The sequence below is a fragment of the Mesorhizobium sp. WSM4837 genome (assembly GCF_055811435.1).
In genome coordinates this window covers 18,336-30,324 of sequence record NZ_JBVVQE010000079.1, presented here as the reverse complement: position 1 = coordinate 30,324, position 11,989 = coordinate 18,336, and the positions used below count along the sequence as shown (strand labels likewise).

7 protein-coding genes and 1 pseudogene are annotated in these 11,989 nt (G+C 63.7%); 3 read left to right on the top strand and 5 right to left on the bottom strand.

Going from position 1 to position 11,989, the window contains the following annotated elements; all coding sequences use genetic code 11:
- Together AC0L3D_RS30955 and pepN are read right to left on the bottom strand one after the other, a co-directional pair.
- A pseudogene (locus AC0L3D_RS30955) lies at positions 1 to 846 on the bottom strand (hypothetical protein); the annotation flags it as partial.
- 316 nt (positions 847 to 1,162) lie between these two features.
- Positions 1,163 to 3,808 carry an aminopeptidase N gene (gene pepN, locus AC0L3D_RS30950; protein WP_473630211.1) on the bottom strand — a complete coding sequence of 882 codons (2,646 nt, stop codon included), beginning with the start codon at positions 3,806 to 3,808 and terminating at the stop codon, positions 1,163 to 1,165.
- A 156-nt stretch (positions 3,809 to 3,964) separates the two neighbouring features.
- Here pepN and AC0L3D_RS30945 point away from each other — a divergent pair, with 156 nt between their 5' ends.
- Together AC0L3D_RS30945 and AC0L3D_RS30940 are read left to right on the top strand one after the other, a co-directional pair.
- Positions 3,965 to 6,271, top strand: coding sequence for a xanthine dehydrogenase family protein molybdopterin-binding subunit (locus AC0L3D_RS30945; RefSeq protein WP_473630210.1), 2,307 nt, complete (start codon positions 3,965 to 3,967; stop codon positions 6,269 to 6,271).
- Positions 6,272 to 6,315: 44 nt separating this feature from the next.
- A complete protein-coding gene (locus AC0L3D_RS30940) occupies positions 6,316 to 7,218 on the top strand; it encodes a DMT family transporter (RefSeq protein WP_473630212.1) in 903 nt (300 codons plus the stop codon).
- Here AC0L3D_RS30940 and AC0L3D_RS30935 read toward each other — a convergent pair whose 3' ends face one another.
- From AC0L3D_RS30935 to AC0L3D_RS30925, 3 genes are all read right to left on the bottom strand, one after another.
- Positions 7,219 to 8,031, bottom strand: a complete 813-nt coding sequence (locus AC0L3D_RS30935; protein ID WP_473630209.1) for a helix-turn-helix domain-containing protein — start codon at positions 8,029 to 8,031, stop codon at positions 7,219 to 7,221.
- Positions 8,032 to 8,305: 274 nt separating this feature from the next.
- Positions 8,306 to 9,193 (bottom strand): uracil-DNA glycosylase, encoded by an 888-nt coding sequence (locus AC0L3D_RS30930; protein WP_473630208.1) that lies wholly within the window; start codon positions 9,191 to 9,193, stop codon positions 8,306 to 8,308.
- A gap of 126 nt (positions 9,194 to 9,319) precedes the next feature.
- The gene (locus AC0L3D_RS30925) at positions 9,320 to 9,964 is read right to left on the bottom strand and encodes a hypothetical protein (RefSeq protein WP_287212996.1); all 645 of its coding nucleotides are present in this window, start codon (positions 9,962 to 9,964) and stop codon (positions 9,320 to 9,322) included.
- 239 nt (positions 9,965 to 10,203) lie between these two features.
- On the opposite strand from AC0L3D_RS30925, the gene AC0L3D_RS30920 reads away from it, so the two are divergent.
- Positions 10,204 to 11,883 (top strand): electron transfer flavoprotein-ubiquinone oxidoreductase, encoded by a 1,680-nt coding sequence (locus tag AC0L3D_RS30920; RefSeq protein WP_473630207.1) that lies wholly within the window; start codon positions 10,204 to 10,206, stop codon positions 11,881 to 11,883.
- Positions 11,884 to 11,989 lie beyond the last annotated feature (106 nt).

Below are 11,989 nucleotides of genomic sequence, written 5' to 3'. Positions count from 1 at the left end.
CACCCCCCCCCCCCCCAAGCCCAGCGGCCCCCCCCCCACCCCCCCCCCCCCCCGCCCGCCGGGGCCCCCCCCCCCCCCCTTGGGGCGGGGGGGGGCCGCTTCGAGATAGATGCGGTCGGCGGTCTGGGCGCGCGCCGCCTGGCCGAAATAGGCATAGAGGACGATGATCAGCACGCCGGCCGTCAGCACGAACAGCGTGACGTTGAGCGAAACGGTCTTGCGCCACGTGTCGAAGACCGCATCCTGCGGGACGAGCGCTGCGGCAGCACCATTCCTGCCGTTTGCCAAGCTCACCGCGGCATACCATTCCTGGCCGCCGATGCTGACCTCCATCACCCCGGCGCGGTCGCCGAACATGAACAGCGGTTGACCGCCCTGGGCGATGGCGTCGAGCGACCGCCCTTCCCAGCCCGTCGATTGCGGTGTCACGGCAACGATCTTGAACGCGCTGTCGGTGACCGCAAGCACGTGGCTTCGGCCCATGGCGCCCTGACGGCTGATGCCCTCCAACAAGTCCTGCGTCGCGCCAGGCGTCGAGGCCATGTTCGCATCGACGCTGATCGAACTGGCCAGTTGGCCCGCCGCGAGCGAGAGGATCGCCTTGGCGTCGCGTTCCACGTCGTCGCGCTCGTGCATCAGCGACAGGAACCGCAGTGCCGCGATGACAATCAGGAAAATGATGATGAGGGCCGGTATCGATCGGCGCAGCAATGGCTCGGCTGCCAGAAGCCGTCGGTAGGCGGGTTCGGCGATGAGCCGCGCATTGCCGGCGAGACCGTCGCTTCCCGCCTCACGCTGCTCAAAACCCGTCCCTCCGGGCGCGCCCCACGCGTCCGCCTTCGCCATAAATGGCTCTCCCCGATCTTAAATCTGCTTGACGATCCGGCGACGCCGCACTTCCGAATCTTCAGCTAAAGAATCAAAGGTGATTCGGCTTGTCCATAGGCGCAGCGAAAAAAGATCAAAAATCGACTAAAATAATGGCTTTTCCGCCCGATGGTGCCGGGCGGCAACCTTTTAAGGTGTGTTGAGATTCAGGTCAGGCCGTGCCGAGAACGGTGGATTCCGAGAACCGGAGCGGAGCGTACTTTTTGGTACGTGAGCACCGGAAGCGCAGGAAGCCGCCGTTCGCAGGCCGGCATCACCTGAATATCAACATACCTTACGCCAGCGTGCGCTCAATGATGTCGCGCAAATCGGCCGACAGGTTCTCGGTATTGGCAATCGAAAGCAGCGCTTCCCTTGCCTTGCCCTGCCGGGCAGGTTCCAGCGAGCGCCATGATCTGAGTGCCGTCGCCAGCCTGGCGGCCAATTGCGGGTTGCGCTTTTCGACCTGCAGGACCGTTTCGACGAAAAACCGGTAGCCTTCGCCGTCGGCGCGATGGAAGCCGGTCTGGTTGGCGCTGGAAAACGTGCCGACGAGCGAGCGCACCCGGTTCGGGTTGGCCATTGAGAAGGCCGGGTGGCTGGTCAGGGCGCGCACCGCATGAATGGTTTGCGGGCCCGGCACGCTGGCCTGGATATGGAACCATTTGTCCATCACCAGCGGATCGGTCGCATATTTCGCTTCGAACTCCGCCAGCGCCTTGACCGTCTCGGGCGAACCGTTATGGCGCAGCGCAAGCACGCTCAATGCGGCGGCCCGGTCGGTCATGTTGGTCGCGGACTGGAAATGCCGGGCCGCAAGCGCCGCACCTCCATGCAGCAGCGATAGATAGTCGAGCAAGGTGTTGCGCAGCGCCCGGCGACCGGCGCTTGCCGCATCAGGACTGAAAGCGTCCTTGTCGGTCAGTCGATCGTAGAGGTCGGAGAATATCTCGCGATTCGCCTCGGCGATCGCGACCGTCAGCGCCTCGCGGGCCGAGAAAATGGCATCGGGGTCGATGTTCTTGCCGATGTCACGGGCGATATCGGCTTCGCTCGGAAGCGCCAGAGCCAGCGCCCGATAGGCCGGTTCGAGTGTCTCGTCGCCGGCTATTTTGCCGGCAAGCTCGATCAACCGCGATGCGAAACCGGGCTGCTTGCCGTCAAGGACTTGGCGGAAGGTGGATATCAGAGCCTCGGTCAAAAGCGTGTTGAACGCCTGCCAGCGCGAGAAGGTATCGTTGTCATGGCCAGCAAGGAAGAACTGATCGTCGGCCCTCTGCTCGACGGAAAGCGTCACCGGCGCCGAGAAGCCGCGGTTGAGCGACATCGCCGGGCGCTCAGTGACGCCCGAGAAGCGCACCATGTGCCGGCGCTTGCGGATATGGATGACGCCGTCCTCGACGCTGGCGCCCTCGACGCCGCCATATTCTACCGCTTTGCCGTCGGTGCCGACCAGGCTGAAGGCCAGCGGAATATGCATCAGCCGCTTGCGGCTTTCGGACGGCGTTGGCGGCACCGACTGCTCGATCTCGAGCGTGAATTCCTGGGCCGCCGCATTGTGCGTCGAACTGATGGTCAGATTGGGCGTGCCGGCCTGATGGTACCACAGCGAAAATTGCGCGAGGTCGCGCCCGGACACATCCTCGAACACCTTGATGAAGTCCTCGATGGTTGCAGCCTCGCCGTCATGGCGCTCGAAATAGAGATCCATGCCGGCCCGGAACGTCTCGGCGCCGAGAATGGTGCGGATCATGCGCACCACTTCCGAGCCCTTTTCGTAGACTGTCGCCGTGTAGAAATTATTGATCTCGCGGTAGCGGCGCGGTCGCACCGGATGCGCCAGCGGTCCCTGGTCTTCGGGAAACTGATGTGCCTTGAGCGTGCGCACTTCGGCGATGCGTTTCACCGCTCGCGATCGCTGGTCGGCGGAGAATTCGTGATCGCGGAAAACCGTCAGCCCTTCCTTCAGGCAAAGCTGGAACCAGTCGCGGCAAGTGATTCTGTTGCCAGTCCAATTATGGAAATACTCGTGCGCGATGATCGCCTCGATATTGGCGAAATCGGCGTCCGTTGCGGTCTCCTGGTCGGCCAGCACATACTTGTCGTTGAAGATGTTGAGGCCCTTGTTCTCCATCGCGCCCATGTTGAAGTCGGACACGGCGACGATGTTGAAGACGTCGAGGTCGTATTCGCGGCCGAACGCCTCCTCGTCCCATTTCATCGACCGTTTCAGGGCGTCCATGGCGTAGCCGGCGAGCCGCTCCTTGCCCGGCTCGACAAAGATGCCGAGCTCGACCTGGCGGCCGGACAATGTGACGAAGCTGTCCGCGACCTTGCCGAGAGCGCCTGCGACCAGCGCGAACAGATAGGACGGCTTGGGGAAGGGGTCGTGCCAGACTGCATAGTGCCAGCCGTCGGCAAGTTCGCCGCCGCCAGCCGGGTTGCCGTTGGAAAGAAGCAGTGGCGCCTCGTGGTGCGGCGCCTCAATGCGCACCGTATAGACCGACAGGATATCGGGACGGTCGAGAAAATAGGTAATGCGCCGAAAGCCCTCGGCCTCGCATTGCGTGCAATAGACGTTGCTCGAGCGATAGAGGCCCATCAGGGCTTCGTTGTGCGCCGGCGCCAGCTCGGTTTCGATCAGCAGCTGGAAACGGGCTGCTGCGGGCGGCGTGGTGATCGTCAACTGATCGGGCGTGGCGAAAAAATCGGTGGGCGCGAGTGTCTGGCCGTCGATTGCGATGCGGCCGAGCGTCAGGCCATCGCCGTCCAGCACCAGCGGCACTGACGCCGCGACGCCGTCACGGCGCTCGACCGTCAGCACGGCGATGACGCGCGTGGCTTCCGGCGACAGCCGGAAAGTCAGGCCGGTTTCCGGAATGAGATAGTCGGTGGGGCGATAGTCTTCGAGCTTGAAGACCTGGCCGGTGTCCGTGCGCATTTCCGTTGGTTTTCCTGTCGATTCCCGCAGCGGCAGGTGGGTCCGCTGGTCGAAGAAATGTGAAGCACGCGCTCTTTACACGAAACCGTCACTCGACAAAACTGGCGCAGCGCCTATTTCAGGCACTCGTTTTCCAATCATCGTCGCGAGGTATCCATGACCGTCGTCACACCGAAATTCGGCATGGGCGCCTCTGTGCTGCGTCGCGAGGACCAGGCCTTCCTAAAAGGTCTCGGTCGCTATACGGACGACATCCAGCCGGCCGACCTCCTGCACGGCTATGTCCTGCGCTCGCCGGTGGCCAAGGCAAGCTTCACCCTCGGTTCGACCGAGGCGGCCAAGGCGGCATCTGGTGTCCATCTGGTGCTGACCGGTGCGGATCTTGCTCATCTCGGCAAGCTGAAATCCGGCGTCATGCAGAGGCAGCCCGACGGCACCAAGGCGCCGACCCGCGACATTCCGGTCCTTTGCCGCGACCGGGTCAAATATGTCGGCGACGCCGTCGCCTTCGTCGTCGCCGACAGCCGCGCGCTGGCGCAGGACGCGGCCGAACTGATCGAGGTCGATTATGAGGGCGAGGATGCCGCGTCCGGCACCGCCACGGCGCTTGACGACGGCACGCCGCTGGTCTGGCCGGAACTCGGCTCCAACCGCGCCTTCAGCTACCACATCGGCGACAAGGCGAAGACCGCGGCGGCATTCGCCAGGGCGGCGTATGTCACCCGCATCGAATTCATCAACAACCGGCTGGTCTGCAACTACATGGAGCCGCGTTCGGCGATCGGCGAGTGGAACACGCAGGAGAACCGCTTCGTGCTGACCACAGGCTCGCAGGGCGTGCATTCCATGCAGCACATCCTGGCCGACATATTCAAGATCAAGAAGAATCAGCTGCGCGTCATCACGCCGGATGTCGGCGGCGGCTTCGGGCCGAAAAGCTTCGTCTATCGCGAGCATCCGCTGGTGCTGGAGGCCGCCAGGCGCCTTGGCCGCCCGGTGAAATGGGCCGGCGACCGCACCGAGCATTTCCTCACCGATGCGCAAGGCCGCGACAATGTCGTGACCGCCGAGATGGCTATGGACAAGGACGGCCGCTTTCTCGGCATGAAGGTCGATCTCCTCGCTAATATCGGCGCCTATATCTCGCAATACGGCCCGTTCATCCCCTATATCGGCGTCACCATGTCGACCGGCGTCTACGACATCCAGGCGCTCGACGTTTCGGTGACCGGCCTCTACACCAACACTTGCCCGGTCGATGCCTACCGCGGCGCCGGCCGTCCGGAAGCGGCATTCCTGCTGGAAAAGCTCGTCGACGCCTGCGCCCACGATCTGGGCTTGCCAGTCGAAGAGATCCGCCGGCGCAATTTCATCAGGCCCGAGCAGTTCCCTTACCGCACGCAGACCGACCGCCTCTATGATACCGGTGAATTCGCAGGCCATATGGAACGCGCCATCGAACAAGCGGAGTGGCAGGCGTTCCCGGAGCGACTGGCGCAGTCGAAGGCGGAAGGCAAAATCCGCGGCATCGGCATGGCGACCTATATCGAGGCCTGTGCCTTTCCCGGCTCTGAACCGGCCTTTGTCGAATTGAACGGCGACGGCACGGTGACGCTGAAGATCGGCACCCAGACCAACGGGCAGGGGCATGCGACCGCCTATGCGCAGTTCCTCTCGGAAAAGCTTCATCTCGACATCGGCAAGATTCATGTCCGCCAGGGCGACACCGACGAGCTGAAGGCCGGCGGCGGCACCGGTGGCTCGCGCTCCATTCCGATTGGCGGTGTGTCAGCTTCTCGCGCCGGCGAGGATCTGGCCATCAAGATCAGGCGCATCGCCGCCGATGAGCTAGAAGCCTCGGCGGACGACATCGAATTGTCCAACGGCGTTGCCCGCATCGTCGGCACCGACCGCACGATCGATTTTTCGAGCATCGCCAAGGCAGCCAAGAACCCGGACGATCTCAAGGGCTTTGGCGAGTTCGTGCAGGACGAATGCACCTATCCGAACGGCACCCACATCTGCGAGGTCGAGATCGATCCCGACACCGGCGTAACGGAAATTGTCCGCTATACGATCGTCGACGATTTCGGCGTCACCGTGAACCCTATGCTGCTGGCTGGCCAGGTGCATGGCGGCGTCGTCCAGGGCATCGGCCAGGCGCTGACCGAGAACACGGTCTATGACGAGGACGGGCAGCTGTTGACGGCAAGTTTCATGGACTATGCCATGCCGCGCGCCGACGATTTGCCGTTCTTCCATTTCGAGACCCGCAACGTGCCCTCGACCACCAATGCGCTCGGCATCAAGGGGGCAGGCGAGGCGGGCACGATCGGAGCGACGCCGGCCGCGCTCAACGCGGTGACGGATGCGCTCTATCGCGCCTACGGCATCAGGCACATCGACATGCCGGCAACGCCGGCGCGCATCTGGGCGGCGATCCAGGAAGCGGCTGCCAAGTGAACCCGACGAACCATCCCGGCGGGCACAACACGCTGACCGGGATCATGCTCAAGATCGTGTCGGTGGCGGTCTTCGTCGCCATGTCCTCCTGCATCAAGGCGGCGGGCACGGTGCCGGCGGGCCAGATCGTCTTCTTCCGCTCGTTCTTTGCCATCTTTCCGATCGTCGTCTTCTTGGCCTTTCAGGGAAAGCTTGGCACCGCGTTTTCGACCAAGCGCCCGCTCAACCACATTGCGCGTGGCGTTGTCGGCGTCTGCGCCATGGGGCTCGGCTTCTTCGCGCTGATTCGGCTGCCGCTGCCGGAAGCGATCGCGCTGAACTACGCACAGCCGCTGCTGGTGGTGGTGTTCAGTTCGATCTTCCTCGGCGAAGCGATCCGCGTCTATCGCTGGAGCGCGGTTGCGGTCGGACTGGTCGGGGTGCTGGTCATCTCATGGCCGGAACTGACGCTGCTGGGTTCGGGCGCAGCACTCGGCGATCAGGAGGTGCTCGGCGTCATCGCCGCACTGGTCGCGGCAGCGATCTCGGCCGTCGCCATGCTGCTGGTGCGCAACCTCGTCCAGAGCGAGCCGACGGCAACCATCGTGCTGTGGTTTTCGGTGACGGCGAGCCTCCTGGCCTTGCTGTCGCTGCCGTTCGGCTGGCAGGCGCTGACACCGGCGCAGGCGGGCCTGCTCATTGCTGCAGGCTTTTGCGGCGGGCTCGCCCAGATTCTGATGACGGCCGCCTATCGCCATGCCGAGGCCTCGGTCGTAGCGCCTTTCGAATACACTTCGATGCTACTTGGCATCGTTGTCGGCTATCTCGCCTTCGGCGACGTCCCGACGGGTCATATGCTCATCGGCGGCGTGATCGTCGTTGCCGCCGGCATCTTCATCATCTGGCGCGAGCGCCAGCTTGGCCTCGAACGCGCCCGCAGCCGCCAGGCGACCCCACCGCAAGGATGATCAGGACGGCTCGGCCCGCTCGTTCGCCAATCGCACCAGCACGGTCCTTGTCTGCTCATCGGCGGGGAAAAAAGATTCGATCGCCAGTTCCGACAGCGTCACGTCGAGCGGCGTGCCGAACACGGTGATGGTGCTGATGAACGACAGCACGGCATCGCCATGCGCAAGCCGCAGCGGGTGCACGATCGCGTTCGGCTCGACCGGCACCGGCCGTGCGCCGTTCAGGCCGGACGGATAGCTCCGAAGCTCGCGCTCCAGTTCGACCAGAACCGGGTCGCCTGAAGCGTCGTTCTGGTGTTTCAGCCGGTCGAGAAGATGCGCGCGCCATTCGGCCAGATTGACGATGCGCGGCGCGACGCCACCCGGGTGCAGGCTGAGCCGCAGCACGTTGACTGGCGGCTTCAGCAAGGAAGGCTCGGCAACATTGGCCAGGAACGGGCCGATGGCGGTGTTCGCCGACACCAGGTTCCAGTGCCGGTCGACAGCCAGAGCCGGGAAGGGTTCGTGCCCCTTGAGCACGATCTCGACCGCCGCCATCGCCGGCGCCAGCGAGGCATCGGTGAGCGGACGCTCGCTGAAGCTGGGGGCAAAGCCTGCGGCCAGCAGGAGCTGGTTGCGCTGCCTCAGCGGGATCGACAGCTGCTCGGCCAGATGCAGGACCATGTCGCGCGACGGTGCGGCGCGGCCGCTTTCCACGAAACTCAGATGCCGCTGCGAGATTTCGGCTTCCATGGCGAGGTCGAGCTGGCTCATGCGCCGGCGCGTGCGCCATTCGCGAATGAGGCTGCCGGCGGAAGTCTGGGTTGCGGTCATGGGCGCATGACTAGGCCGGCCGCAGATGCATTTCAATTACCGGGGAGGTTATAGGTACAGCATCACGTCGGAGATTTGCGAAAGCCGTGATGACAGCCAATCTCCCCCGTGTGGTCCCTCGTGGGGGAGATGCCTGGCAAGGCAGAGGGGGGCGCTGTCCCGCCGACCTATCGGAAGGCCACGAAAGTGGGCCATCCTTCGCGCCTCCCTCTGGCCTGCCGGCCATCTCCCCACGAGGGTACCACGAGGGGGGAGACTGGCTAATCTCGAACCCTCAACCCAGCGCCCGAAGCTTCGCCTTCACTTCAAGGAAATCCCGCCACGCCAGCTTCTTGTGCGCAGGGGTTCGCAAGAGATACGCCGGATGAAGCGTTGGCATGGCGGGGATGGCAATGCCGGCGGCGGTCGTGTGGACGCGCCAGTTGCCGCGCAGCCGCAGGATGCCCTCTGTGGTGTTGAGAAGGGTGCTTGCCGAGGGGCCGCCCAAATTGACCAGCACCTTCGGATTGACCAGCTCGATCTGCCGTTCGATGAACGGCCGGCAGATCTCGGTCTCGTGCGGCGTCGGCGTGCGGTTGCCCGGCGGCCGCCAGGGAATGACATTTGCGATGTAGGCCGAGGTCCGGTCGAGGCCGATCGCGGCCAGCATCCGGTCCAGCAGCCGGCCCGAGCGGCCGACGAACGGCAATCCCTCGATGTCCTCGTCGCGCCCGGGCGCCTCGCCGACCAGCATCACCGCGGCATTCGGATTGCCGTCGGCGAACACCAGGTTCTTGGCGGTGAATTTGAGGTTGCAGCCGTCGAATGCCGCCATGTGCTGGCGAAGCTCGTCCAGGGTCGCCGCCGTCGTCGCCAGGTGTCGCGCCAATGCCGCTTGCTGCTCGTCGGGCACTGTCGCCGTACCGGACGGCGCGCGCATCGCCGGCGCCGCAGCTTGCCTTTCGCCCATTCCGGCGCGTGACAGGCTTGTCGAGCGTGGCAGCGCTGCGTTCTCACCGGTTGGCGGCGTAACTGTCGCTGGCCCCCGCTCAGGCGGCTTTGACGCAGCCTCGGCAAACCTGTTCAGCGGCTCCTCTTCGAGCGCTTCATCGACGCCGGCGCTGGCGTAGAAGGCCAGCAGGTCGGCAATATCAGGTCGGTTGTCTGGGGAAACGGCAGTCATGCTTTCACATTCAGTCGCGCGGCAGGAATTTGCAACATCGTGATTGGCGCGATGCTTCATGATTTCGTCATCCAGGGCCTCAGCGACGTCGCTTCGCTCCTGCTTCGCCCCGGATGACGAAGTGGTTCAGCTCGACGGTATACGCGGATCCTGCACCAGATAGAACGTCCAGCGTGGTGTGTAGTCGGTGATCAGGTAATCGAATTTTGCCGTCTTCAACGGGTCGATCTTGCCGCTCTTGAACAGCAGCCGGTCATAGGGTTCGAAGTCGCGATCGAAATCGGCAAAGCTGCTCGACCAGATGTTGTCAGGCGTCTTGTTGCGCTGGTCGAACGACAGGCCGTCGCCGAACACGCTCGGCCGGTGGAGTATCTCCTGGAGCTCGAACTGGAACTCGACCCAGGCCTGGCCGCTGTTGTTGAGCACGTCGATGCGCATATACATGAGGCCGTTGGCAAATTGGCCCGCAGTGCCGAAGGGGTGGATCGGCTTTGTCGTGCGGATTGTCAGTGTCACTGGTGTCGCCGAATTCAGCTCTTCGGTGATGACAAGCGGGTCCTCCTTTGTCCCGATGCCCGAGGCGCTGGTGATGCGAAAGCCGCCCAGCTCGTCGGAAAAGGAGTAGGCTCCGGCCACCCAGACCCTTTGCGGCTCGGCGTGGGCGCCAACGGACGCCAGCGGCAAAAGGGCCAAAACGAGCGCCCGGCAAATCCGTCCGGGCGACGAAAAAAAGCGCGTCGATGAAAAGCCGGATGGCCCGTATGTGCGCATGGTGCGAAGTATGGCCGATAAGCAAGCCGTCGAACAATTAAAAAAAATCAGGGCAACGGCTCTCTTTGGACCCGGATCGATGTTGGTGGACCCGCAAATCGCGATTTTGTAGTACGATGCGCGGCCTTTTTGACGAAATCGGCATTGTCACGTCAGCGCCGGTTTCGCGTCGCGAATTGATGCGCTATGCAGCGGATAAGCCAGCAAGATGCGCAAATGCGGCAGCCAGTGAGGGGTTGATGAGCGAGATCGAACGCGAAAGCATGGAATTCGACGTGGTCATCGTCGGCGCCGGTCCGGCCGGCCTCGCTGCCGCTATCCGTCTCAAGCAGGTCAATCCCGAGCTTTCCGTCGTCGTCCTGGAAAAGGGCGGCGAAGTCGGCGCCCACATCCTGTCCGGCGCCGTCGTCGATCCGATCGGCATCGACCGGCTGCTGCCGGGCTGGCGTGACGAGGAGGGACATCCGTTCAAGACGCCGGTCACGGCAGACCATTTCCTGGTCCTCGGCCCCGCCGGTTCGTTCCGTCTGCCCAATATCCTGATGCCGCCGCTGATGAACAACCACGGCAACTACATCGTTTCGCTCGGCAATGTCTGCCGCTGGCTGGCGACCAAGGCCGAGGCGCTGGGCGTCGAGATCTATCCGGGCTTTGCCGTCGTGGATCTCATTTACAGTGACGAGGGCGCGGTCACCGGCGTTGTCACCGGCGACATGGGCGTCGAGAAGGATGGCACGCGTGGCCCTGGCTTCGCGCCGGGCATGGCGCTGATGGGCAAATATGTGCTGATCGGCGAGGGCGCGCGCGGCTCGCTGGCCAAGCAGTTGATCGCCAAATACCATCTTTCCGACGGCCGCGAGCCCGGCAAATACGGCATCGGTCTCAAGGAGCTCTGGCAGGTCAAGCCGGAGAACCATCGGCCGGGCCTTGTCCAGCACTCCTTCGGCTGGCCGCTCGACATGAAGACCGGCGGTGGCTCCTTCCTCTACCATCTGGAGGACAACCAGGTGGCGGTCGGCTTCGTCGTCCACCTCAATTACAAGAACCCCTATCTGTCGCCGTTCGACGAGTTCCAGCGCTTCAAGACCCACCCGGCGATCAGGGGTACATTCGAGGGCGGCAAGCGGCTCGGCTATGGCGCCCGTGCCATCACCGAGGGCGGCTGGCAATCAGTGCCGAAACTGTCCTTCCCCGGCGGCGCGCTGATCGGGTGTGCTGCCGGCTTCGTCAACGTGCCGCGCATCAAGGGCTCGCACAATGCCGTGCTCTCCGGAATGCTGGCGGCCGAGCATGTCGCCGAGGCGATCGGCGCCGGCCGCGCCAATGACGAACTGGCTTCCTACGAGGCGGCATGGCGGGCAACCGACATCGGCAAGGATTTGAAGAAGGTGCGCAACGTCAAGCCCTTGTGGTCGCGCTTCGGCACCGTCGTCGGCGTCGGCATCGGCGGCCTCGACATGTGGCTGAATTCGCTGTTCGGGTTCTCGCCTTTTGGCACGCTGAAGCACGGCAAGGCCGATCATGCGACGCTGGATCCGGCCGCCAGGCATAAGAAGATCGCCTATCCGAAGCCGGACGGCGTGCTCACCTTCGACCGCCTGTCCTCGGTGTTCCTGTCCAATACCAACCACGAGGAAAACGAGCCTGTCCACCTGCTGGTCGCGGATATGGATCTGCAGCGGCGTTCCGAGCACGATGTCTATGCCGGGCCCTCGACACGCTACTGCCCGGCCGGCGTCTACGAATGGGTCGACAAGGATGGCAACGCCGCCGCCGATCCCGCGGCGAAGGACGTGCGCTTCGTCATCAACGCGCAGAACTGCGTCCACTGCAAGACCTGCGACATCAAGGATCCGAACCGAAACATTACCTGGGTGCCGCCACAAGGTGGAGAGGGACCAGTCTACCAAAACATGTAGCCCAGCAAGCCAGAACGGCCCGGCGGCCGTCTCGCCCGTTGACCAAAATGAAAGCGCGTGAAGGCCTATTATATGTGCGGCGTCTAAAAGAAGTTGAAGCGGGGCG

Bases quoted from the DNA above. Each gene is read 5' to 3' on its own strand.
- pepN (WP_473630211.1), bottom strand. From the start codon at position 3,808: ATGCGCACGGACACCGGCCAGGTCTTCAAGCTCGAAGACTATCGCCCC.
- AC0L3D_RS30945 (WP_473630210.1), top strand. From the start codon at position 3,965: ATGACCGTCGTCACACCGAAATTCGGCATGGGCGCCTCTGTGCTGCGT.
- AC0L3D_RS30940 (WP_473630212.1), top strand. From the start codon at position 6,316: ATGCTCAAGATCGTGTCGGTGGCGGTCTTCGTCGCCATGTCCTCCTGC.
- AC0L3D_RS30935 (WP_473630209.1), bottom strand. From the start codon at position 8,031: ATGACCGCAACCCAGACTTCCGCCGGCAGCCTCATTCGCGAATGGCGC.
- AC0L3D_RS30930 (WP_473630208.1), bottom strand. From the start codon at position 9,193: ATGACTGCCGTTTCCCCAGACAACCGACCTGATATTGCCGACCTGCTG.
- AC0L3D_RS30925 (WP_287212996.1), bottom strand. From the start codon at position 9,964: ATGCGCACATACGGGCCATCCGGCTTTTCATCGACGCGCTTTTTTTCG.
- AC0L3D_RS30920 (WP_473630207.1), top strand. From the start codon at position 10,204: ATGAGCGAGATCGAACGCGAAAGCATGGAATTCGACGTGGTCATCGTC.